At 66.6% G+C, this 23,303-nt stretch carries 22 protein-coding genes; 19 read left to right on the top strand and 3 right to left on the bottom strand.

What is annotated here, in order from left to right:
* The first annotated feature begins 58 nt into the window (after window positions 1-58).
* The 10 genes from murJ (at window position 59) to ABD53_RS00500 (ending at window position 11,442) form a co-directional block, all read left to right on the top strand.
* Complete coding sequence (gene murJ, locus ABD53_RS00540; protein ID WP_047863798.1) at window positions 59-1,708, top strand: murein biosynthesis integral membrane protein MurJ; 1,650 nt, start codon at window positions 59-61, stop codon at window positions 1,706-1,708.
* A 377-nt stretch (window positions 1,709-2,085) separates the two neighbouring features.
* On the top strand, window positions 2,086-3,117 hold the full coding sequence (locus ABD53_RS00535) for a GNAT family N-acetyltransferase (protein ID WP_047863797.1): 1,032 nt from the start codon (window positions 2,086-2,088) through the stop codon (window positions 3,115-3,117).
* A gap of 125 nt (window positions 3,118-3,242) precedes the next feature.
* Window positions 3,243-4,364, top strand: a complete 1,122-nt coding sequence (locus tag ABD53_RS00530) for a lipid II:glycine glycyltransferase FemX (protein ID WP_047863796.1) — start codon at window positions 3,243-3,245, stop codon at window positions 4,362-4,364.
* Window positions 4,365-4,378: 14 nt separating this feature from the next.
* The gene (locus ABD53_RS00525; RefSeq protein ID WP_047863795.1) at window positions 4,379-5,512 is read left to right on the top strand and encodes a lipid II:glycine glycyltransferase FemX; all 1,134 of its coding nucleotides are present in this window, start codon (window positions 4,379-4,381) and stop codon (window positions 5,510-5,512) included.
* Window positions 5,513-5,630: 118 nt separating this feature from the next.
* Window positions 5,631-5,756 (top strand): hypothetical protein, encoded by a 126-nt coding sequence (locus ABD53_RS17755; protein WP_268778259.1) that lies wholly within the window; start codon window positions 5,631-5,633, stop codon window positions 5,754-5,756.
* Window positions 5,756-6,940, top strand: coding sequence for a GNAT family N-acetyltransferase family protein (locus tag ABD53_RS00520; RefSeq protein ID WP_047863794.1), 1,185 nt, complete (start codon window positions 5,756-5,758; stop codon window positions 6,938-6,940). Before ABD53_RS17755 ends, ABD53_RS00520 begins: the two co-directional genes overlap by 1 nt.
* An 87-nt stretch (window positions 6,941-7,027) precedes the next feature.
* Entirely contained in the window at window positions 7,028-7,279 is a 252-nt protein-coding gene (locus tag ABD53_RS00515; RefSeq protein ID WP_047863793.1) for an acyl carrier protein, read from the top strand.
* A 60-nt stretch (window positions 7,280-7,339) separates the two neighbouring features.
* Entirely contained in the window at window positions 7,340-8,908 is a 1,569-nt protein-coding gene (locus tag ABD53_RS00510) for an acyl-CoA ligase (AMP-forming), exosortase A system-associated (RefSeq protein ID WP_047863792.1), read from the top strand.
* The gene (locus ABD53_RS00505; protein WP_053057497.1) at window positions 8,905-10,305 is read left to right on the top strand and encodes a type III PLP-dependent enzyme; all 1,401 of its coding nucleotides are present in this window, start codon (window positions 8,905-8,907) and stop codon (window positions 10,303-10,305) included. Before ABD53_RS00510 ends, ABD53_RS00505 begins: the two co-directional genes overlap by 4 nt.
* Window positions 10,306-10,308: 3 nt before the next feature.
* Window positions 10,309-11,442: a lipid II:glycine glycyltransferase FemX gene (locus ABD53_RS00500; protein WP_047863791.1), complete on the top strand. Its 1,134-nt coding sequence runs from the start codon at window positions 10,309-10,311 to the stop codon at window positions 11,440-11,442.
* A gap of 37 nt (window positions 11,443-11,479) precedes the next feature.
* On the opposite strand, the gene ABD53_RS00495 is transcribed toward ABD53_RS00500, so the two are convergent.
* Window positions 11,480-13,240 carry a VanW family protein gene (locus tag ABD53_RS00495; RefSeq protein WP_152670505.1) on the bottom strand — a complete coding sequence of 587 codons (1,761 nt, stop codon included), beginning with the start codon at window positions 13,238-13,240 and terminating at the stop codon, window positions 11,480-11,482.
* A gap of 254 nt (window positions 13,241-13,494) precedes the next feature.
* Between ABD53_RS00495 and ABD53_RS00490 the strand changes: the two genes are divergently transcribed.
* The 7 genes from ABD53_RS00490 to ABD53_RS00460 all read left to right on the top strand — a co-directional run bounded on the left by ABD53_RS00490 (window position 13,495) and on the right by ABD53_RS00460 (window position 20,786).
* Window positions 13,495-14,574 carry a phosphotransferase family protein gene (locus ABD53_RS00490; RefSeq protein ID WP_053057496.1) on the top strand — a complete coding sequence of 360 codons (1,080 nt, stop codon included), beginning with the start codon at window positions 13,495-13,497 and terminating at the stop codon, window positions 14,572-14,574.
* Window positions 14,575-14,576: 2 nt separating this feature from the next.
* Window positions 14,577-15,464 (top strand): nucleoside hydrolase, encoded by an 888-nt coding sequence (locus tag ABD53_RS15485; RefSeq protein WP_053057495.1) that lies wholly within the window; start codon window positions 14,577-14,579, stop codon window positions 15,462-15,464.
* Between the two features lie 81 nt (window positions 15,465-15,545).
* Window positions 15,546-16,793 (top strand): ABC transporter substrate-binding protein, encoded by a 1,248-nt coding sequence (locus ABD53_RS00480; protein WP_047863789.1) that lies wholly within the window; start codon window positions 15,546-15,548, stop codon window positions 16,791-16,793.
* 10 nt (window positions 16,794-16,803) lie between these two features.
* The gene (locus ABD53_RS00475) at window positions 16,804-17,691 is read left to right on the top strand and encodes an ABC transporter permease (protein ID WP_047863788.1); all 888 of its coding nucleotides are present in this window, start codon (window positions 16,804-16,806) and stop codon (window positions 17,689-17,691) included.
* A 52-nt stretch (window positions 17,692-17,743) separates the two neighbouring features.
* Window positions 17,744-18,526 (top strand): ABC transporter permease, encoded by a 783-nt coding sequence (locus tag ABD53_RS00470; RefSeq protein WP_047863787.1) that lies wholly within the window; start codon window positions 17,744-17,746, stop codon window positions 18,524-18,526.
* 26 nt (window positions 18,527-18,552) lie between these two features.
* The gene (locus ABD53_RS00465) at window positions 18,553-19,599 is read left to right on the top strand and encodes an ABC transporter ATP-binding protein (protein WP_047863786.1); all 1,047 of its coding nucleotides are present in this window, start codon (window positions 18,553-18,555) and stop codon (window positions 19,597-19,599) included.
* Window positions 19,600-19,655: 56 nt separating this feature from the next.
* Entirely contained in the window at window positions 19,656-20,786 is a 1,131-nt protein-coding gene (locus tag ABD53_RS00460) for a diaminopropionate ammonia-lyase (RefSeq protein ID WP_047863785.1), read from the top strand.
* 11 nt (window positions 20,787-20,797) lie between these two features.
* Here ABD53_RS00460 and ABD53_RS00455 read toward each other — a convergent pair whose 3' ends face one another.
* Window positions 20,798-21,598 carry an SDR family NAD(P)-dependent oxidoreductase gene (locus ABD53_RS00455; protein ID WP_047863784.1) on the bottom strand — a complete coding sequence of 267 codons (801 nt, stop codon included), beginning with the start codon at window positions 21,596-21,598 and terminating at the stop codon, window positions 20,798-20,800.
* Between the two features lie 188 nt (window positions 21,599-21,786).
* On the opposite strand from ABD53_RS00455, the gene ABD53_RS00450 reads away from it, so the two are divergent.
* Both ABD53_RS00450 and ABD53_RS00445 read left to right on the top strand, forming a co-directional pair.
* Window positions 21,787-22,197: a hypothetical protein gene (locus tag ABD53_RS00450; RefSeq protein ID WP_047863783.1), complete on the top strand. Its 411-nt coding sequence runs from the start codon at window positions 21,787-21,789 to the stop codon at window positions 22,195-22,197.
* Window position 22,198: 1 nt separating this feature from the next.
* Window positions 22,199-23,128 (top strand): TerC family protein, encoded by a 930-nt coding sequence (locus tag ABD53_RS00445; RefSeq protein ID WP_152670504.1) that lies wholly within the window; start codon window positions 22,199-22,201, stop codon window positions 23,126-23,128.
* Here the strand turns inward: ABD53_RS00445 and ABD53_RS17120 are convergent.
* Window positions 23,125-23,289: a hypothetical protein gene (locus ABD53_RS17120; RefSeq protein ID WP_160309588.1), complete on the bottom strand. Its 165-nt coding sequence runs from the start codon at window positions 23,287-23,289 to the stop codon at window positions 23,125-23,127. The two genes, ABD53_RS00445 and ABD53_RS17120, sit on opposite strands and share 4 nt — an antisense overlap.
* Window positions 23,290-23,303 lie beyond the last annotated feature (14 nt).

Below are 23,303 nucleotides of genomic sequence, written 5' to 3'. Positions count from 1 at the left end.
AGAAGAGTCCGCCCGCGCCGGGTATGGTCCCATAATCCACTGTAGTACCTGTAGTACCATGCCCGCCATGTCCAGCCTCCTGAGAGCAACGCTCTCCATCTCCGCGGCCACCGTCCTCTCGCGGGTCACGGGCTACGGGCGGATAGTGACCATGGCGGTCGTATTGAGCACGGGTCTGGTGGCCCAGGCTTACGGGGCGGCGGGGCTGTTGCCGAGCCTGATCTACGAGCTACTCCTCGGCGGGATCATGTACTCGATCTTCATCCCGGTGCTCATAGAGCGGATGACCAACCACGGCGAGGACGACGCCCGCCGCCTCACCAACGCCCTGTTCACAGTAATACTCCCACTGATGGCGGTCGTCACCCTCGTCGGCATCCTGTTCGCCGAGCCCTTCGTCGAGCTCGCGACCCGGTGGGAAGATAGCCAGCAGCTTTCCTCCGCGGAGGCCGAGCGGGTAAAGGATATCGCGGTGCTATTCTTCAGGATATTCGCCATTCAGATGCTCTTCTACGGGATAAACACCCTGGGCACCGGCGTCCTACAGGCCCACCGGCGCTTCTTTCTGCCGACCTTCGCCCCGGCGCTCAACAATCTGTTCGTGATCTGCTCTTTCGTCGCCTACGCGCTGGTGGCGGATCAAAACCAGACCCTGGCGCTGTACCTGCTCGCGGGCGGCACCACCGTCGGCGTCGCGGTGATGGCGCTCGCGCTGGTGCCCACGATGATAGCCCTCGGCTACGTCCCCCGGCCGCAGTTCGGGCATCCCGCGCTCGGCCCGACGATGAGGCTCGCCGGGCCGATGGTGATCCTGGTCGCCGCCTCGGTCGGGTTCCAGTTCTTCGCCACCTTCCTCGCCAGCGAGTTCGACCGGGTCGCCGAGCTAAACTACGCCTTCACCATCTTCTCCCTGCCCTACGGGATCTTCGCCGTCGCCATAGCCACGGCTCTACTGCCGGAGCTATCGGAAAGGTACTCTCTCGGCGACTCGGAGGGTTACCTCGAAAACTTCTCGCTCGGCCTGAGATCCATAGCCTTCGTCATGGTCCCGGCGACCGTCGGCACCGTCGCCCTCGCCGGACCGATAGTCGGCATCCTGTACCAGTACGGCGCGTTCGGCCCGGAACAGACCCGGATAGTATCCACGCTGCTCGCAGCCTACGCCGTAGGGCTCCTCGGCTACTCGGCGTACTTCTTTCTGGTGCGCTCCTTCTACTCCCGACAGAACACCAAGACCCCGGCCGTCCTGAACGTCGCCATATTCTTCGTCTTCGTAGGCTTCTCCTACGCGCTGTCGCGGGTGCTCTACGCCCAGGGTATAGCCCTGGCGCTCTCGGCGGCCTACGCGGCGCTGGCGCTGGCGAGCCTGTGGGCGACGCGGCGGGAGATCGGCTCCGTGGACGGCAGGCGGCTCTTGACCTCTCTCGCCAAGTTCCTGGCCGCCGGGGCCGCGATGTACGCCGCGATCCTGCTCGGGACGTCGCTCCTCGGAACCGGCTCGGATTTCGTGGAGCGTGCCGGCGTCCTCGTCCTGGTCGGCGGCGTCTCGGTTGCCGTGTACCTCGGCGTCGCCCTGTTCCTCAGGGCCGAGGAGCTGGAGTACGTGGTGTCCCTGATACGCCGCCGGGTATCCGGCAAAGCGGGAAACGAGGAAGAAAGTAAGGACGAAAGCAAGAACGGAAGCGAGGAGGAGAACGAGCCGGTATAGTCTGGAGCCGGACGGCCGCATCAGCCTCCGCGGACCTCCGCGCTTGCACAGACTTCCGCGCTCCTTTAAATTCCGCCGGTCGGACCGGGACGGAGCGGTCCCGGAGCAGAGTTACGGAACACCGTAAGAGACCCCACGAGGGCGGATGAGTAGGGAAGAGTAGGGAAGAATAGTTTAAACGAGGCTAGACGAGAGTCGGAGGTAGGATCACCATCCAGAACAAGAAGGCTACGGTACGTCCGCTGGAGGCGGAAGAGTCTCTGAGGAGCTTCCCCGAGGTCCGCATACCGGTACACAGCTGGTATCCCGAGATCTACGACACGGGCTTCTTCGACGCCTTTTATCGCTGGTACCGGGAGCATCCGCTGGCGGACCAGATGTACCGGTGGGCGGCGTTCACCCCCGAAGGCGAGCCGGTCGGGCACCTGGCCGCCATGCCCCAGGCGTACCGCATAAACGGCCGGCGCGTGATCGCCCACACCCCCGGCGACTACATGGTGCTCCCCGGATATGGCTTCCAGGCCCTCTCCCTCATGCGGAACTTTTTCCGCGCCACGGAGAACTGCGTCGCCTGCGACATGGCCCCGGCCGTGATCTCCATCGAGACCCGCATGGGAGCGGAGGTGGCCGGCGAGATGCAGTATGCGGCCAAGCTCCTCGACGTCTCCCGGCTGCCAATGCCCTCCGTCCCGGCCCGCCTGAGACGGCTCCTCAAACGTAGCCAGGAGCCAGAAGAATCCGAATCCCAGGAGCCTGACCTGGACACCGGGGACGCGCCGGAGCCGCCGAAGCGTCCGCGCGCGCCGATACCCGCCCCGGTGAAGGCCGCGCTCAACGCGGGCCTCGCCGCCGTGGACGGGGCCCTGGCCCGGAACTACGCCCCGGGGGTCGAGGTGGAGGAGATAGAACATTTCGACGAGCCCTTCGACGAGTTCTTCGAGAAGGTCGCCGCCGTCATACCCTGCGTGCCGGAGAAGGACGCCGCCTTCCTGCGCTGGCGCTATGGTCCGGGCTCGCTACAGGATCCGGTAAAAGTGCTCGGCGTCCGGGGACACCAGGGGCTCCAGGGCTACGCCGTGCTCAAGGTCGCTCCCAGCTCCCGCGAGGACGCGTACATACTGGATCTCACGGTGCTGCCCGGCTACCGGGACGCCGCCCGGGCGCTCCTGCGGGAGACCGTCCACTACTTCCGCCGCGAAGGCGTGAACATCATCCGCTACCGCTTTATAGACTCCCCCACCTCCCCGAGGTCGGACTCGTTGCGGCGTATGGGTTTCTACCAGCGCAAGGGCCGCTCGAATAATCTGCTGGTCAAGTTCTCGGACCCGGAGCTGCACGAGGCGGCCCGGCACCTCGACAACTGGTCGTACACCACCGGGGATGGCGAAGCCACCTTCATGCTCCGCTAGCCCCCGCCAGCCCCTCTCGGCCGCTACGCCGGCCACGGACACTAGTAGTATTCTCAGGGGCGTTGCAGCCTCGATAGCTCCGGTGGCTTCGAGACATTTAACAGGAGACCTAACAGGAGACGACTATGAGCACGAGCCCCCCAAAACCCCCGAAAACCACCGCCTACTCCGCCAGGGAGGTAGAGCCCACCGGCCAGCAGGAGTGGGACGCCTGGCTGGCGGCCTCCCCCGGCGGCGGCCATATCTTCCAGAGCCACCGGTGGGGCAAGTTCAAAAAAGAGCAGGGCTGGCAGCCTTTGCGCCTCTTACTAGAGAAAGACGGCGAGGTCGCCGGGGCCGGACAGTTCCTCCTGCGCTCCACCTTCCCCATACCCGGCAAGATCATGTACGCCTCCAAGGGCCCCTGGCTGCCCTGGGACGATACAGAGGCCGTAGAGGCGTTTTTCGAGGAGGCCACAAGGATAGCCCGCCGCGAGGGCGCTCACACCCTGAAGATAGAGCCCGAGGTCTATGACGAGCGTGAGGACGTAAAGAAGATGCTCGGCGGGATCGGTTTCGAGAAGGCCCGCTACGATCTAAACTTCGACGCCACCATCCTCATGGACCTCGACCAGCCGGAAGATGAGCTGATGGCCAACATGTCCGGGAAGAAGGGCAAGACCACCCGCTACAACATCCGCCGCTCCGCGAAAGAGGGAGTGGAGGTACGGGAGCCCGAGGACTTTGACTGGGCCTTCGAGAAGTTCTACGAGTGGACCCTGAATCTGGAGCAGCGCAAGGAGGGCGTACACATCGTCCGGCCCCGCAAGTATTTCTACGACGAGACGAAGATGCTCCACGACTCCGGCAACGGGCACTTCTTTTTCGCCTTCCACGAGGGCGAGCCGCTCTCCGGCGGCTACTTCTCCATAATCGGGGAGAAGCTCTACTACATGCTCAGTGCCTCCGCCGAGCACGGCCAGAACCTCTTCCCCAACTACGCCCTGCAGTGGGAGGTAATGCGCTGGGCAAAGAGCCAGGGCGTCACCCTCTACGACATGGTCGCCGCCCCGAAAAAGGAGAACCGCAACGAGAGCGACCCCTACTACGGAGTTCTGAAGTTCAAGCTGGGCTTCGGCGGCGAGGTGGTGGACTTCATAGGCTGTATGGACCTACCGGTAAGGCCCCGCCTGGCCGCGATGTGGTACAGGCTGGAGCCGCTCTACTATCGGGCCTACTTCAAGCTCAAGAAGAGCATCTTCTACTAGAGGGGGGACGGTAGATGGCACACGAGACAAGCGGGACCTCCCCGGAAACGACGCCGGGCCGGGCCACAGGCGCATACGGCCTCAGAGAGGTCACCGGCGCCGACCAGCAGGAGTGGGACGCCTGGCTGGCGGCCTCCCCCGGCGGCGGCCACGCGCTCCAGAGTCACCAGTGGGGCAAGTTCAAAAAAGAGCAGGGCTGGCAGCCTTTGCGCCTCTTACTAGAGAAAGACGGCGAGGTCGCCGGGGCCGGACAGTTCCTCCTGCGCTCCACCTTCCCCATACCCGGCAAGGTCATGTACGCCTCCAAGGGCCCCTGGCTGCCCTGGGACGATACAGAGGCCGTAGAGGCGTTTTTCGAGGAGGCCACAAGGATAGCCCGCCGCGAGGGCGCTCACACCCTGAAGATAGAGCCCGAGGTCTATGACGAGCGTGAGGACGTAAAGAAGATGCTCGGCGGGATCGGTTTCGAGAAGGCCCGCTACGATCTAAACTTCGACGCCACCATCCTCATGGACCTCGACCAGCCGGAAGATGAGCTGATGGCAAACATGTCCGGGAAGACCACGAGGTACAACGTGCGGCTCGCCGGACGCAAGGGAGTGGAGGTACGGGAGCCCGAGGACTTTGACTGGGCCTTCGAGAAGTTCTACGAGTGGCTCGGAGACATGGCCGAGCAGAAGGAAGGCTACGACCTCAAGCGCCCGCCCGAGTATTACCACCGCATGATGAGCCTGTTGAACGAGGTGGATCAGGGCCATTTCTTCTTCGCCTTCCACGAGGGACAGCCGCTATCGGTCGTCTACGTCTTCGTTTTCGGCAACAAGATGTGGTACATGCAGGGTGCCTCGGACCGGGAGAACCGGAAGCTCAAGCCTACCTACGTCCTGCAGTGGGAGGTAATGCGCTGGGCCAAGAGCCAGGGCATCACCTACTACGACATGGTGGGGATACCCAAAAAGGAGAACCGTGACGAGAGCGACCCCTACTACGGGGTGTACAAGTTCAAGCTGGGCTTCGGCGGCGAGGTGGTGGATTTCATAGGCTGTATGGACCTTCCGGTAAGGCCCCGCCTGGCCGCGATGTGGTACAGGCTGGAGCCGCTCTACTATCGGGCCTACCTCAAGCTCAAGAAGAGCATCTTCTACTAGGCCAGAGCTACCGGCTCCGCTTGGATTCGGGGGGAGGCTGGATTACACTCCGCTCTTTAGAATGACTTTAGAATGGCTCCGCGCAGTCTCCCGTGGCTCGTGAAAGGAAGAAGGTCTCGTGCGCAGCAGCGAAGAAGAGAGGGAAGGTGACAGGGGCCGGTGGCCCGAGTCCGGCGCCCGGCCCCACTCCTGCCCGCGCCGCCGGGCGCACGAAGCCCCCGTTTCGCACGTCGCCGCCATCTGATGAAGACCGTGATCCGCCAGCTCGGCCCGGAGGAGTCCCGGGAAGGAGTCTCCCGGCTACGGGCCATCTCTTACCCGGAGCTTTCGGGTATCCGCGGCTCCGGTTTGTATGAGGCCATGTACCTCCGCTACCAGCATCATCCGCTCGGGGAGAGGGTGGAGCGCTGGATCTCGGTGACCGGAGACGGAGAGGTCGTGGGTCATCTGGCCGCGCTTCCGCTGTACTACCGGATAAACGGCCGGCGGGTGGTGGCCTATACTCCCGGCGACTACATGGTCCACCCGGAGCACGGCTTCCAGGCGCTCTCCCTGATGCGGCGCTTCTTTGGGAGCGTGGATAACTGCTTCTCCTGCGACCGGCTGCCGGCCGTGATCAGTACCGAGTCCCGGCTCGGGGCCGAGGTCGCGGGCCAGATGCAGTACGCGGTCAAGCTCCTCAACGTCTCCCGGCTGCCGGTACCCGCCGTATCCGAGCGCCTCAAGCGGGCGGTCGGCCTGCCGCGTCACGCCACTCTGGCCCCCGGAGACGCACCCCAGTCGGACGATACTGGATCCATCCCGCTGGAGACGCCGCGTAAGCCACTGCCAGCGCCGGTAAAGTCTCTCCTGAACCGGGCTCTCGCCGGTGTGGATCACAGGCTTCTCAAGGACTACGGCAAGGGCTACAGGGTCGAGGAGGCCGAGGGCTTCGACACGGCCTTCGACGAGCTCTTCGAGAAGGTCGCCTCCGTGGTGCCCTGCGTACCGGAGAAGGACGCCGCCTTCCTGCAGTGGCGCTACGGTCCCGGCTCGCCGCAGTCGCCGGTAAAGGTGCTCTGCGTCAGGGACGCGCGAGGCCTGCTAGGCTACGCCGTGGTCAAGGTAACCCTGGAGGGGGAGGATGCCTACATACTCGACCTGACGGTGCTGCCGGGATACACTAGCGTGGCTCGCGCGCTCTTACGAGAGTCGGTGCGGTACTTCAGAGACCAGGGGGCCCACATCGTCAGGTACCGGTACCTGGAGTCTCCGACCACGCCCCGGGGCAAGGACCTCGGGAGGCTGGGGTTCTTCAGCCGGAGCGTGGAGCGCAGGGACTCCGTGCTGGTCAGGTTCGAGGATCCCGCCCGGCACGAGGTGGCCTCGGACCTCGGCAACTGGTCGTATAACATAGGCGACGGCGAAGCGACCTTCTGGATGCGGTAGGTCCGGTCCCCCGCAGCGGGCAGCGAAAACGGCGAAAAGCCGGAGATAAGTAAACCTCAGACAAAATCAGACACGGAGGTACGACACATGTCCGTAGACACAGACAACGCCACCAACGAGATCCGGGACTGGCTCAAGCAGAACGTTACCGGGAGCACCGAGCTCTCCGACGACTATCAGCTCATAGACAACGGCGTGCTGACCTCGCTGCAGACCGTGGAGCTCGTGATGTTCATGGAGCAGGAGTTCGGCGTGACCGTCGAGGACGACGAGCTGAACGAGGAGAACTTCGCCACCGTCAGCGACATCGCGGCTCTGATCTCCTCGAAGACGGCCTAACGCAGCCGGAGACCGAGCACGAGACACACCCCCGATAGAGCCCACTCAAAACGGAGCCCGATGCACCCAGAGTTCACCTTCCAGGACCTGCTAACGAACAGCCTGGAGCAAAGCCCGGATAAGCCAGCCGTCGTGGACGGCTCAGACTCCCACACCTACGCGGACCTCGACCGCAAGAGCGACGCCCTCGCCGCGGCCCTGCTAGACGGCGGCATCCGGCGCGGCCAGCGGGTCGGCGTGTACATGGAGAAGTCCTGGGAGGCCATCGTGGCGATGCTCGCCGCCTCCAAGGCGGGCGCGGCCTTCGTGAACATAAACCCGTTGCTCAAGGCGCAGCAGGTCGCCTACATCGCCGGAGACTGCGACGTGCGGGCGCTTATCGGCGAGTCAGACCGCCTCGCCACCCTGGACGCCGGGCTCGTAAAGACGGCCTTCCACAAGGGCGGCGAGGCCCCGCCGGTAGCGGACGAGTCACACGAGCTTACCGGGGTCCTGGAGAGCGGCGAGGAGCCGACCGGCGCGCCGCGAGTGCAGGAGAACGACCTGTCGAGCATCATCTACACCTCGGGCTCCACGGGGATGCCGAAGGGCGTGGCCCTCAGCCACCGCAACCTGGTGGCCGGGGCCCAGATCGTCTCCACCTACCTGGAGAACACCCCCGAAGACCGTATTCTCTCCGCCCTACCGCTGAACTTCGACGCCGGGCTCAACCAGTTCACGACCTCACTACGGGTCGGGGCGACGCTCGTGCTGCAGCACTCCCGGCTGCCCGGAGACCTGCTGAAGAGCTTGCGCGGGCACGAGATCACGGGCCTCGCCGGAGTGCCGCCGCTGTGGCCGCTCCTCATCCGAAACCGCAAGAGCCTCGAAGAGGAGCCGCCGGAGCACCTGCGCTACATCTCCAACACGGGCGGGCGCATCCCGAACTCGCAGCTAGAGGAGCTCAGGAGGCTGCTACCCTCCACGGACATCTACCTGATGTACGGCCTTACGGAAGCGTTCCGCTCGACCTACGTGCCGCCAGCGGAGGTCGAGCGCGGCTTGGAGGGCTGCATCGGCAAGGCCATCCCGGACACGGACGTCTGGGTCGTCACCGAAGACAACCGGGAGGCGGAGGACCACGAGGTCGGCGAGCTGGTACACCGGGGCCCGACGGTGGCGCTCGGGTACTGGGGCAAGGAGGACGCGACCAGGGAACGGTTCAAGCCATCCCCGTTCACGCCGGAGGAGATCGTGGACAAGGAACGCGTCGTGTACTCCGGCGATCTGGTAAAGCGCGACGAGGACGGCTTTTTATACTTCGTCGGGCGCAACGACGCCATGATCAAGGTCCAGGGGTACCGCCTGAGCCCGGAAGAGGTCGAGAACCTGCTGGTCGCGACCGGTGAGGTGAGCGAGGCCTGTGCCTTCGGGCTGCCCGACGAGTCCACCGGAGAGCGGGTGGTCGCAGTGGTCAGCTTCAAGTATAACGCGGATAATGGAGACGTGGAGCACCTGCGCGAGTACTGCGTGGCCAACGCGCCGCAGTACATGATCCCGCGTCAGATCCTGGTCCACGACGGAGAGCTTCCGAAAGGCCCCTCCGGCAAGATAGACCGACCCAAGATCAAGGAGACCTACTCAGGATGAGTCCAGGAGATGAGTCCAAGACGAGCCCGCAGAGCGCCCAGGTAGAAAAGGCCCGGAATCTCTTGCGGCGCTTCGGCGGCCTCGCTGACGGCCCGAAAGGCGAGTTCGCCCCGGGCGGCGCACCGCTCTCGCGCATCGCCGAGGACTACGGCACCCCGTTCTACCTGTACCACGCCGGGATGCTCGCCGACCGCGTCCAGCGGGTACGCGAGGCCCTCGGCGAGGGCTTCGAGGTCTCCTTTTCGGTAAAGGCCAACCCGAGCCTGGCCGTGGGCCAGGTAATAAAGGATGCCGGGGCCGGCGCGGAGGTCGCCTCCGCCGGGGAGCTGGCGGTTGCAGAGGCCGCCGGTTTCGACGCCGACGACATCCTCTTCGCGGGCCCGGCGAAGACCGACGACGAGCTAAGACGGGCCGTGAGATCCGGCATCCTGGCGATAAACGTCGAGTCTCTGGGCGAGATCGACCGCCTCGCCGCCGTCGCCGAGAGCGAGGGCAAGGAGGCCGGCGTTGGGCTGCGCCTCAACCCCGAAGCACAGCTCATGGGCTCCGGGATGCGCATGGGCGGCACCGTCGGGCAGTTCGGCCTCGACCAGTCTGATCTCGCAGAGGCCGCCGAGCGGGTAAAGTCTTACCCTCAGCTAAAGCTCAAGGGCATCCACGTGTACACGGCGACCCAGGTGTTCGAGGCGGACCCGCTGGTCGAGCACTGCCGCAACATCGCCGAGCTCGCGCTACAGGCGGCGGACGCCGCCGGCGAGCCCCTGCAGATGGTGGACTTCGGCGGCGGCTTCGGCGTGCCGTACTTCGAGAAGGATCAGGAGTTCGAGCTCGAACGGTTCGCAGAGGGTTTCCGGGAGACGATAACCCCGTACAAGGCCGACGAACGGCTGGCGGGGGCGCGCATGATCTTCGAGCTCGGGCGCTATCTCGTGGCCGACGCCGGGCTCTACGTTACCCGCGCGGTGGACGTTAAAGAGGTGCGCGGCAAGACCTTCGTCGTCACCGACGGCGGCATGAACCACCACCTCACCGCGACCGGCAACATGGGCCAGGTCTTCCGCAAGCCCTACCCGCTCTTGAACCTCTCCCGGCCGGAGGCCGACCCTGAGGAGGCCGAGGTCGCCGTAGCCGGGCCGTGCTGCACGCCCCTGGACATGTTTGGGACCAGCCTGCCGCTGGCGGAGACGGAGGTCGGGGACCTGATCGGGGTCTTCTACAGCGGGGCGTACGGCTACAGCGCCTCCAATCTGGGTTTCCTGAGCCATCCGACCCCGGCAGAGGTCATGGTCCGGGACGGCGAAGCCCACTTGCTGCGTCAGGGCGGACGCCCCGAGGACGTGCTGGCCCAACAGGCGGGCCTCCCCGCCACTAGCCACGGGTCCAGCGCCGCCGGATAGCGCATGCCAGACTCTAGCTCCAGGGATATCACGGCCTTCGGAGAGCAGAGAAACGCCTCCGATTACGCGCTGCGGGAGTACGAAGGCCACGATCACGAGCGGTGGGACGGGCTCGTAAAGTCCTCCCCCGGCGGCGGCCATATCTTCCAGAGCCATCAGTGGGGCGAGTTCAAGGAGGAACGAGGCTGGAGCCCCCTGCGCTTGATCCTCAAAAGAGACGGAGAGGTGGCGGGTACCGCCCAGTTTCTGCTCTACCGCACCCTACCCGTCCCCGGATACCTGATGTACGCCCCCAAGGGACCGTGGATCCCCTGGGACGACGAGGAGGCCGTCAGGGCCTTTCTCGACGGGGTAGAGGAGATCGCGGCCTCCAGGAACGTGCACACCGTGAAGATAGAGCCCGAGCTTTCCCGGCACCGCGGCGGCTACGAGGGTCTACTCCGGTCAGCCGGTTTTGAGAAAGCCCGCTACGACCTCAACTTCTCGGACACCATAGCCCTGGATCTCTCTCTTGCAGAAGATGAGCTCATGGCGAATATGGGCGGCAAAACTACCCGATACAATGTACGTCTGGCCGGGCGCAAAGGGGTGGAAGTCTATCAGCCGGCAGACTTCGAGTGGGCGTTCGACACCCTGTGGGGCTGGATGCTGGAGCTGGCCGAGCACAAGGAAGGCTACCACCTGGCCCGTCCCAGGGAATACTTGCACGACCTGACGCGCCGGATGTGGGAGCTGGACCGGGGCCGGTTCTTCGTCGCCGAGCAAGAGGGAGAGCCGATCTCCATCGCCTACTTCTTCGACCTCGGGGAGAAGCTCTGGTATATGTACAGCGCCTCCGCCGGGCACAAGCAGAACCTCAAACCAAACCACCTCTTGCAGTGGGAGGTCATGCGCTGGGCCAAGGACCGCGGCATTACCTTCTACGACATGGTCAGCGTACCGTCCCCGGACGACCGCCACGAGGGCGACCCGGGCTACGGAGTCTACAAGTTCAAGAAGGGCTTCGGTGGAGAGATCCTGGAGTTCGTCGGCTGCATGGACCTCGCCATACAACCCCGGAAGGCGGCGGCCTGGTACAGGCTGGAGCCCTACTACTACCGGGTCTACTCGAAGCTAAAGAAAGACATCTTCTACTAGGCAATCAAAGATCTCTCCAGGCGCAGCGCACCCCGGCCTACGGGTTTACGGGGGCCACATCTACCTCGTCCGGGGGCAGTTTGCCGTGGTCGGTCGAAAGCGCGTTGTAGGTATCGGTGTGTAGCTCGCCGGAGAAGGTGGTCTCGCCCCCGGCGTTCTCCACCGTCTTGGTGGTCTTCCACTTCGAGATATTCTCGTTCTCGACCAGGTTCGTCGAGTCCATAGTGACCTCGCGGCCGGTGGGCTGGCCCCACACCTCGGCGTAGAGATAGCCGTCGTCGGCGACGTACTCCCGGATCATGACGTAGCCCTCGGAGGTGTTCCTGAACTTCATGTCCAGCTCCTGGCCCGAGTAGCCGTTCTCCGCCCCGAACCAGACCGTGGAGTCGAATCCCGGACGCACGTAGTTTAGTAGCGCGTAGTGCGGATGACGCTCCACCGGCTCCAGGCCGGCGTAGTTGACGGCCATGTACAGCGTCGAGGCCACCTGGCACAGCCCGCCGCCCAGTGCTTCCTTCTTCTCACCGTCCACGAACGTGCTGGCCTTCTCGTAGTCCACCGGGGCCAGCACGTCGTTGACCGAGAAGATCTCGTCCGGGGCCACGGTCTGCCCGGTCAGGGCCCCGCCCGCGACCTCTAGGTTGTTCACGCGGGCCTGGCTGTCGTCTCCGGTCCCCCTGTAGGAGGTGCGATACTTGCCGATCATCTGCGTCGGCCGCTGCTGCCGGGCTTCCCGGGTGGTGAGGCTCGGCACGTCCTTTGCGACGGGCACCTCGTACCGGCGCTGGCCTTCCAGCAGGCCGCTCTCCAGGGAGCCGAGCAGCTTCTGGCTCTGTATGGCCTGGCCGACCCGTCCGGGCACCACCTCTACGCCGCCGTCCGCGAACCGGAAGCCAGCCTCCTTGGCCTTCGCGTTGACGCTGGAGTACATGTCGTCGAGGCCGGATCGGAGGGACTGCTCGTCCATCTGGACGCGAGGCTTACCGTTCTCCGGCTCGACGCTTATGGCGGCGGCGATCTGGTCCGGCGTCAGCTCCCATTCCTCGCCCTGTGCGGCGAGCACCGCCGGCCCACCGAGCGCATTACGGGCCTTTCCGGCGGCGGCCTCGGCCTCGGCGGTGGTGATCCCGGGCTCCGTCGCGCCGCCGGCCAGCCCGGCCTCTCCTTCCAGGTTCTGTATGGCGCCGCGGATATTGGCCGCCGTCTGCCGGACGTCCACCTCGTAGCCTTTTGCCGACTGCGAGACCTGGACCCCATCCGCCCCGCCGCCGGACACGGTGACCCCGGCCTGGGTGGGCTCTTCGTCTAGCTGCGTGGCCAGGCTCCGGGCCTGGGACCTCACCTGCTCGTCGCTGTAGGCCACCTCGAGGGGGACCTCCACGGTCCCGAAGAAGCCGTTTGCCCGCTCGCCGACACGCTCGAGTACGCCGCCTTCCCGGCCGACTTGCTGGGCGTTCTCCACCGTTGCCTCGACCTCGGGCCGGACCCCAAGGCTGCTGGCGGGGATCGTGACCTCCTTGCCGTCGCCGCTCACGCGCACCTCGTTCAGGGCGTAGGCGCGCTCCTCGAGGATGCGCTCCGCCTCGCCGGTGGTCTTCCCGCCGAGGTCTATACCCCCGGCCTGCACACCCCGGGGGATCTCGTCGGCACTCGTGGAGCCTACCCCGAGCAGCACGACGGCCGCCAGCACGACCAGCAACGCGGTGGCGAGAAGGAGCACCAGCCTGTTCCGGCTCCGCCGGCGCCTGTACTTTCTCTTGAAGGTTGTGGAGTTCGTGGAATTCGCCTGCTCGCCCATAATTACGCCACCGCTGCCCTTGATCACATCAAAAAGTTACAGGTCACGCCCCACTCTCGGAGCCCGGCGGGTCAAACGCCGGTTCTCTCCGGCGACGCCGGAAGATGGGGGGGTCTCGCTTCCGATTATTATCGGCGCAAACGCAAAACTTACCATGCGCCGGGTCTACCCACAGAGATTCTATAACACCTCGCACTAGAGAAGCCAGCGCCGGCGGGTGAAAATGGCCCTTTGCCCGCGTGTAGAATACCCGCGTGTCTGTACCGGCCAATACGGGAAGTGTCGGCGAAGGTCCGGAGGCCCGAGAGATTCTGGCCTATCTCCGGGGCCTCCCGCCGGGCGGCACGCCCTGGGATGCCCCGCCCTCCGGGGCCGACGTATCGTTCCTGGCCCGGGGCGAGTACAGCCTGAACTATCTCGTGGGCCTCGGGCGGCGCGAAGAGGGTGACGGGGTTGGGAGGCGCTACGTGGTCCGGCTGATCACGGGCTCCCAGATGGGGCTCGGCCTCGGGGAGCAGGCGCTGTACGAGCACCACGCGCTGAGCCTGGTCTCGGCGTCGGGCGTCACCCCCGCCCCCCGTCTCGTGGACCCGGAGCCCGGGGGCCTGCCGTATCCGGTCATCGTGGAGGATTATCTGCCGGGGCGTCCACTGGACTACGCCACTGATCTGCGGGCCGCAGCCCGCTGCATCGCCGCGATACACGCCCTCGGGGTTCCGGAGGATCACGGTTTGCAGGTCCATCCGGACCCCGCGCCCGCCGTGCTAGAGGAGTCGGCCGGTCTGGTCGAGCCGTACCTGGAGTGGTCCGGTGCGAGCGAGGAGAGCCAGCGGGCGCTCGGGGCCGCCTTCGGGCGTATCCGCGAGTTCCAGAAAGTGGAAGGTTTATTCGAGACCGGGGACCTCGCGGTGGTCAACTACGACCTGAACACCCACAACTTCGTGGTAGCGGACGGAGAAGCCCGGCTACTGGACTGGGAGAAGGCCCGCGTCGCCCCCCGCACCGAGGACGTCGCCCACTTCCTGATCCCGACCACGACCCTGTGGCGCGACGAGACGGCCACGAGGCTCACCCCGGCTCAGGAGCGGGAGTTCCTGGACAAGTATGAGGAGAGAGCCGGAGTCGGAGACGTAGAGCGGTTCGAGACGCAGCTTACGGCCGTGAGGCTCATGATCTCGCTGCGGGCCGTCTCCTGGTGCGCCTGGGCGCTGCAGGCCCACAAGCGGGGCCACAGGCCCGCCGGAGACGAGATGCTGGACAAGGCCCGCAGGTACCTCGATCCGGCATTTCTGGAGGACCTCTTCAGGCTCCGCGAGACGTCAGAGGGAGGCTGAGGTTGGCGCAGAGGGCACGTGTGATCCTGGACTGCGACACGGCCAACGAGGTGGACGACCAGTTCGCCATCGCCCATGCTCTGGGCAGCCCCGGCGCGCTGGACGTGCTCGGTGTCGTGTCGGTACATAACACCACCGCCCACGGGCCGGAGTCCGTAAGGATGTACCAAAAGGAGGCCGAGAAGGTGGTGGCCCTGTGCGGCCGGGGCGGCGAGGTGCCCTGCCTGCCCGGCGCGGCCCACCCGATGGAGGACCGCCACGCGCCGGTACACAGCGAGGGTCTGGACTTTATCGTCTCGGAGCTGGAGAAGGCCCCGCTCACGCTCGTGTGTACCGGCCCGGCCACCGACGTCGCCTCGCTGCTGCTGACCGACCCGGGGGAGGCGCTAGCGGGGCTGAACGTGGTGTGGCTCGGAGGATTCGGAGACGAGGAGACGTACACCAGATACAACAACGGCGGCGAGCTGAACGGGCGGGCGGACATAGCGGCGTGGAGGACGCTCTTCGGGCACGAGGTGGATCTACTCCAGGTGCCGGGGTGGTCCGGGCCGCACGAGGTCACGGTCGAGGCCGCGCCGTTCGCCGCCGAGCTGCGGTCACTCGGCAAGCCGGTCGCGGACTATCTGGCCGAGATCCTCTTATCCTGGGTCTCGGGCTACGAGGGGGATCTCGACCCGGGCGGAGAGAAGATCCTGTGGGATATCGCCTGCACCATCGCCCTCACCGACCCAGAGGCAATCTCCGCCTCGCCGCTCGCGGTCCCCGCGCTCGACGCCGCCGGGGCCCACGATTTCGGCTCCCGGGGGCGTGATGTCCGGGCCGTAACCGGTCTCGACTCCGGGCGCGTGCTGGACGGTCTGCGCGCCGCGCTCGGGAGGCTGCCGGGCTGAGGCGGAAGGCCTGATCCAACGCCCCCAGATAGCCGTATAACCTCTAGTGTGATCCCCGGCACCCGACTAGGAGATAACCCTGTGAGACGCTGGATCCCGCTCTGCGCCACCCTGGTGGCCCTCGCGCTAACATTGGCAGCCTGTGGCGATCCGGCTTCCAGTAGCTCCGGTAGTTCCGGCGACGAGGGTGAGACGAGGTCGTTCTCCGAGCTGGAAGACGCGGCGCGCGGCACGGAGGTCAACATCACCATGTACGGCGGCGACGAGGCGACCAACGAGTACGTGGACGAGTGGGCGGCTCCGCGCCTTGAAGAGCAGTACGGTATAGAGCTAAAACGCACCCCCGTGGCCGATACGGCGGACGCCGTGAACAAGCTCCTAAACGAGAAGCAAGCCGGAGGCGAAGGGGGCAGCGTGGACCTCGTGTGGCTAAACGGCGAGAACTTCGCCACCGGCGCGGACGCGGACCTCTGGTACGGGCCGTGGGCCGAACGCCTGCCGAACGCGGACCTCATAGACTGGGACAGTCCCGGCATCCGGCGCGACTTCGGCTACCCGGTCGAGGGCCGCGAGGCCCCGTGGGGCAAGGCGCAGTTCGTCATGATCTACGACTCCGACGAGGTAGACGACCCGCCGCGCAGCATGGACGAGCTAAAGCAGTGGGTCGCCGACAATCCCGGCGAGTTCGCCTACCCCTCCCCGCCGGACTTCACCGGCAACGCCTTCGTCGAGCACGTCCTGTACGAGCTTGGCGGAGGGCCGGAGCCCTTCCAGAAACCCTTCGACAGAGAGGTCTTCGACGAGGCGGCCCCGGCGGTGTACGAGTACCTGAACGAGCTGGAGCCCGACCTGTGGCGTAGCGGCGAGACCTATCCCGAGTCTTCCACCGCGCTCGAGGAACTGTACCAGAACGGCGAGATCTCGCTCTCCATGAGCTACAACCCGAACCTGGCGCAGCGTCAGATCGAGAAGGGCCTGTACCCAGAGAGCACCCGAACCTACCTCTTCGAAGACGGCACCCTCTCCAACACCCACTACGTCGCAGTCCCGTTCAACTCCCAGAACAAGGCCGGGGCCCAAGTAGTGGCGAACTTCCTCGAAAGCCCCGAGGCCCAGGCCGCCAAGCAGGACCCCGACACGGGCTGGGGCGATCTCCCCGCCATAGAGGTGGACCGCCTGCCGGAGGCCGAGCAGGAGCCATTCGAGGCCAATAACGCCCCGGCCGCCCTCTCGAACGAGGAGTTGCAGGAGAACCAGCTCCCCGAGGCCCGCACCGAGTGGCTGCTGGAGCTCGAAGACGGCTGGCAGAACCGCGTGCTGGAGGAGTAGCCGGGCAGCCGTGGGAGATCGCCTCAACGACCGCCTCAAGATAGCCCTGCTCCTCGCGCCCGCGCTCGGCATCCTGGGCCTGCTGTTCGTGGGCGGTATCGTGAACGCCGTGGTGCAGTCGCTCGGGTACCTGCCCGCGCTCGGGATAGAGGGCCCGAGCCTCGACGCCTACCGCCAGGTTCTCTCGGACCGGGACTTCTACGACTCTCTGGCCCTGACGCTGTACGTCGCGGGCGTGTCCACGGCGGTCTCCACGGTGCTCGCGGTGCTCGCAGCGCTGGCCCTGCGCCGGGCCGGGGGCACGCTCTCGACGGTGGTGTTCCAGCTCCCGATCACGGTTCCCCACCTGGTGGCGGCGGTCGGGATCGCGCTCGTCGTCTCACAGACCGGGCTCGGGGCGCGGGTTGCGGCCTCCGCGGGGCTTATCGGGGAGCCGTCGCAGTTCCCGGCTCTGTTGTACGACCGGTACTCGGTCGGCATCGTCCTGACCTACGTGTGGAAGGAGACGCCGTTTATCGCGCTGGTGGTGCTGGCGGCGCTGCGCGGGGTGGCCGGGGAGCTTGAGGAGGTGGCCCGCACGCTCGGGGCCAACGCCTGGCAGCGGTTCTGGCACGTGGTGTTTCCCGTGATCTCACCGGCGGTGCTGGTGGCGAGCCTGGTGGTCTTCGCCTTTACCTTCGGCGCGTTCGAGGTGCCGTACCTCCTCGGCCGGAGCTACCCGACGATACTGCCGGTGATGGCCTACGAGGAGTACCGCGACATAGACCTCGCCGCCCGCCCGATAGCAATGGCGATAAACGTCCTCATAGCCCTCATAACCGGACTCTTCGCCGCCCTGTACCTGCGCCTGAACCGCGACATAGGCCGGGGCCTCGGCAGGGGCGTGCGCCGTGGCTAGAAGGGCCCGGAAACGGCCGTACGGGTCGAGAGGTTCGAGAGGCACGGTCTTCGTGGCCGCCGCGGCCCTCGTGGCGGTCGTGGTCGCGCTGCCGTTCGTGTCGCTCGCGCTGTGGACCTTTGCCGGGGAGTGGCGCTTCCCGGACCTGGTCCCGGCGGAGTGGTCGCTGCGGGGCGTGGCCCACTTGGCCGACTCCCGCGTGCTCTCGGCGGCGACGACGAGCTTCGGGGTCGCGGTGGCGGCGGCGGTGGTCGCGGTCGCGGCGGGGCTGCCGGCGGGGATGGCGCTCGGGATGTACGAGTTCCGGGGCAAGGTGGCCGTTATCTTCTTTATCCTCTTGCCCATCCTGGTGCCGCCGCTCGCCTCCACGATGGGGATACACCTCACGTTTATCCGGCTCGGGCTCGCGGATACCGTGTTCGGGGTGTTCCTGGTGCATCTGGTCCCGACGGTGCCGTACGCCGCGATCATCCTGGCCAGCGTCTTCGCAGACCGCGACGGCGCGCTGGAGGAGGCGGCCCGCACGCTCGGGGCGGGGCCCTGGCGGGCTTTTCTGCACGTCACGCTGCCCCAGGTCGCGCCGGGCGTGGCGGTCGCGGCGCTGTTCGCGTTCCTCATCTCCTGGAGCCAGTACATCCTGACGCTGCTCATCGGGGGCGGCAACGTCGTGACCCTCCCGATGCTCCTGTTCTCGGCGGCCTCGGGCAACGACCCCGTGATCTCCTCCGCCCTGGCCCTGGCCTTCGCCCTGCCCGCCGTCGCCGTGCTGGTATTCGCGCTACGGTTCCTCAAGGACGGATCGCCGGACATTTCGGCTCCGGGCAAGGCGTCGTAGGGGTATCCGGGGTTATATTTAGCGTCATGGGCAACAGGCTGGAGCTGGAGAACGTAACGCACGTATACCCGGGTGGGGAGGAGCCCGCGCTGTCGGGGCTCTCCCTGACGGTAGAGCCGGGCGAGCTGGTCGCGTTTCTCGGCCCCTCGGGCTGCGGCAAGACGACGGCGCTGAAGGCGATCTCGGGCCTGTTGCGGACAACCTCCGGTGACATACGGGTCGGCGGGGCCTCAACGCTCGGGCTACCGCCGGAGCGCCGGGAGGCGGCGATGGTCTTCCAGAAGGCGCTGCTCTTCCCGCACATGACAGTCGCCGAGAACGTGGGCTTCGGCCTCAAGATGCGCAAGGTCGGGCGCGGGGAGGCCGACCGGCGCGTGGAGGAGGCGCTGCGGCGGGTGCGCATGGACGGCTACGCCGACCGCAAACCGGGCGAGCTCTCCGGCGGCCAGCAGCAACGCGCCGCGCTCGCGAGGGCCCTCGTCACCGAGCCGGGCCTGCTGCTCCTGGACGAGCCCTTCAGCTCGCTCGACGCCAACCTGCGTGGGGGGATGCGGGAGCTCGTCAAAGAGCTCCAGCAGGAGGGCGGGCACACCACGGTCTTCGTCACCCACGACCAGGAGGAGGCGGTCGTGCTCGCCGACCGCATCGCACTCCTCGGGGAAGGCCGTCTGCTGATGTACGACGAGCCCCAGGCCTTCTTCGACCGCCCGGCGAGCCGCCACGTCGCCGAGTTCTTCGGCGGCGCGAACTTCATCCCCGGCGAGGCCGAGAACGGCCACGTTCTGACCCCGCTGGGACCACTGAGCACGAGCGAGCCCGCTCCTCAAGGACCGGTAACGCTCACGATCCGCCCCGAAGCCATACGCCTCGATGACCCCAAAGATGGCGAGAACGCCGTCACGGCCCGCATCGTATCCACCACCTACCTTGGCCGGCATACCACCTGCATACTGGAGGCGGAGGGTATGAGGCTACGAGCCGCGCTACCCCCGGACACCCGGGTCTCAGAGGGCGACGAGGTGAGCGCGGTGCTACCGGCCACCGCATTGTGGCCGTTGGGTGGAGAGCGATAGTCTTAGGAGAGGAAGCTAATAAAGGCGCTTGAGAAGTCCGAGAAGGGAGATAGACCATGAGCCCGAGGATTCTACGGAACGCAGGCGTCTCGGCGGAGGCGGGATCTCTGGCGCCGGACCGTCGGCCGCTGGAGCTGCACCGCCGGTTGCCCAGCTACGCCCCGACCCCGCTCGTGGACGCGCCGGCCCTGGCGGACGCCCTGGGGGTAGGCCGGGTGTGGGTAAAGGACGAGTCGGGGAGGTTGGGTCTCCCGGCCTTCAAGATCCTCGGCGCCTCCTGGGCCGCCTACCGGGCACTGGAGGAGCGGGCTGGCGGCGACCTCGGGGAGTGGCGGGACGTCGCGGAGCTCAGGGACAGGGTATCGTTCCTGAGGCCGCTGACGCTCTCCACGGCGACGGACGGCAACCACGGCCGCGCGGTGGCCCGCGTCGCGGCGCTCCTGGGGCTCGACGCGCGCGTCTTCGTACCCGCCGGGATGGCCCCGGCCCGCGTAGAGGCCATAGAGCACGAGGGCGCCGAGGTCGTGGCGGTGGACGGCACCTATGATGAGACCGTCGCACGCTGCGCCCGCGAGGCGGACGAGCGGTGCGTCGTGATCCAGGACACCTCGTGGCCCGGCTACGAGGAGGTGCCCTGGTGGGTTATAGAGGGCTACTCCACGATACTGTGGGAGGTCGAGGATGAGCTCGCCCGCCGCGAAGAGCCGGGGCCGGATCTCGCAGCGGCCCAGATCGGGGTCGGCGCGTTCGCCGCGGCGGTGTGCCGTCACTACCGCAGACCCGGCGTCTCACCCCGCCCGGCTCTCGTGGGCGTCGAGCCCGAGAGTGCCGACTGCGCGCTCCGCTCGGTCGAGGCCGGCCGCCTCGTCTCCGTGCCCGGCCCGCACCCCTCGATCATGGCCGGCCTCAACTGCGGCCTCCCCTCGGGCGTCGCCTGGCCCCTCGTATCCGGGAGCGTGGACCTTTTCGCCGCGATACGAGACGAGCCGGTGCGGCGGGCGATGCGTCTGCTGGCCGGGTCCGGCATCGTCTCCGGCGAGACCGGCGCCGCGGGCCTCGCCGGCCTGCTGGAGCTCGCGGACGCCGGGGAGCTACCCGCCGACGAGGAGTCCCGACTCTTGATCTTCAACTGCGAAGGCGCCACCGACCCGGAGGCCTACGACCGCATACTCGCCGGGGCCTCCTAGCGGCGAGCGCCTCAGCCGCTCTGTTTGGACCTCCTCAGGCTCTCCCACGAGCCGTCCGAGGCCCAGCCGCCGTCCACGGAGAGCGTGTGGCCGTTGACGAAGCCGCTCTGGGCGGGGTCCGCCAGAAAGGCGGCGGCGCGGGCGATGTCGCCCGGCTCGGCGAAGCGGCCCATCGGGGTGCGGCCCTCGATGTCGGCGTCGTCGTAGTCTCCGCCGGCCTGATCCCCGGCGTCCCGTCCGGTCTTGACCCAGCCGGGGCAGACGGCGTTTACCCGCACGCCGCGGCCTCCCCACTCAGCCGCCAGGGTGCGCGTGAGCCCGACGAGGCCATGCTTGCTGGCGTTATAGGCGGCGCGGTTGGATACGCCGAGCAGCCCGGCGACGGAGCTCACGTTCACGATGCTCCCCGCGCCACGCTCCAGCATCATCTGACCAAACTCCCGGCTGGTAACGAAAGGGCCGGTGAGGTTCACCTCCATCACCCGCCGCCAGTCGGCGAGCTCCGTCTCCTCGGCGGACTCTATGAACATCAGGCCGGCGTTGTTCACCAGCACGTCCAGCCGGCCGAAGCGATCCCGAACCTCCTCCGCCATGTGGCGCACGGCCTCCTCGTCCGACACGTCGGCGGCCAGCGCCACGGCGCTCGCGCCCAACTCCTGTAGCTCGGCCACCGTCTCCGAGGGCTCGTGGAGGTCGTTCGCGACCACCGCATATCCCCGCGCGCCCAGCTCCCGCGCCGTCTCGCGCCCGATGCCTCGCGCCGCCCCGGTCACCAGCGCGACGGGCTCCGCCCGATCTCCCGCGTTATTCAATCCGTCCCTCCTTCCCGACGTTTCTGAAGTTTCCGACGTTTGCCGCCTCCATCTTACAGCCTGGACGTGGGAGTTTGGCTCCTCCCCCGCGCCGACGCCAAACGGCCACCAACCTCGGGGGCGTATCGTGGTAACTTATCGTCGTGAAATACGGAAAACACGAGGCAGAGGCGTAAAGGACGGGGCACGTGATCGGTCGCGTCAAGACGGGGTGGCGGCTTCTGGAGGCCAGCAGACCGGGGCGTCGTTTCCAGGACAGGTACCGCCGCCGCCAGCAGAGCGTCCGGGGTTTCCATCCCTCGCGCATCCTGTACGTGATCGGCGGGCTCGCGCTGATGGTCGTGAGCGCGTTCTTCGGCTGGCTGCCGATACTGGGCTGGGGTACGGTCGTCCTGGGGCTTGGCATGATCGCGGGCGAGTTCCGGCCCGCGGCCTGGCTCATGGACCGGCTAGAGGTGAGGTTGAGAAAGGTCTTTGCCCCGGTTGCGAAAGCTTTCCGTAGGCTGAACCCCTGGGCGCAGCTTGCGGTCTCGACGTGCATAGCCCTGCTTACCTTCGCCCTGATGTACGGCGTGTATAGCGCCTCTTTCGGCGGCTAGCTTGTTCCCTCTGTGGGCCTGGATCTTCTTCGGCGGGCTGGTGCTCGGGCTTCTGGCGCTAGACCTGCTCGTGTTCCACCGCAAGGCCCACAAGGTGGGTGTCCGGGAGGCCACGTGGACGACGGCGTTCTGGGTCTCGGTGGCTCTGGCTTTCGGAGGCTTCGTGTGGGCGCTGGCCGGGACCGGGGTGGCCGGAGAGTACCTCACGGGCTACCTCGTGGAGTGGAGCCTCTCCGTGGACAACGTGTTCGTTTTCTCCCTGATCTTCACCAGCTTCGCCGTCCCCGAAGAGTACCGCTATCGGGTGTTGTTCTGGGGCGTTATAGGGGCTCTCGTAGCCCGGGCAGTGTTCGTCGGCGCCGGCGCCTCGCTGCTCTCGGCGTTCGGCTGGCTCGTGTTCGTGTTCGGGATATTTCTTGTCTTCACCGGCCTGAGAATGCTCCGCCGCGGCTCCGGCGGGGAGAAAGACCCGCAGAACAACCGCGCCCTCAGGCTCCTGAGACGCTTCCTGCCGGTAACCAAGGATTACCACGGCGGCAGCTTCCTGACGCGCCACGGGAATAAGCTCTACGCGACGCCGCTGCTCGCGGTGCTCGTGGTGGTCGAGTCCAGCGACATAGTGTTCGCGGTGGACTCGGTGCCGGCGGTGCTCTCGATCACGAAGGAGCCGTTCGTGGTCTACTCCTCGAACGTCTTCGCCATCCTGGGCCTGCGGCACCTGTACTTCTTGCTAGAAGGCGCCGTGGACCGCTTTACCTACCTGCACTACGGGCTGGCCGCGGTCCTGATCTTCGTGGGCGCGAAATTCTTGCTCGAAGGCTTCGGGCTACACATCCCCATCGCCGCTTCCCTCCCGTTTATCGCCCTCGCCGTCGGGGCGTCCATCGCCGTCTCCTTGATCGCGACCCGCCGGAGAGGCGGAGCGGGCTAGCTCTGCCCGGCTCGTCTGGCCTCGCGCCGGTGGAGGTAGGAGCCGTTATCCACGAACTCCTCCCGCCCTTCGCGGGCCAGCCTGTTGTCCCGGCGCTGCTTCGCCACGTTCACGGCGATCTCCGCCACCAGGAGCAGGAGATCCAGTATCAGTACCATCAAGCGCCCTCCAGGAA

The organism is Rubrobacter aplysinae (assembly GCF_001029505.1).
Classification (GTDB): domain Bacteria; phylum Actinomycetota; class Rubrobacteria; order Rubrobacterales; family Rubrobacteraceae; genus Rubrobacter_A; species Rubrobacter_A aplysinae.
Note: the sequence above shows the minus strand (reverse complement) of the source record. Positions and strands in the feature narration are given on the sequence as shown.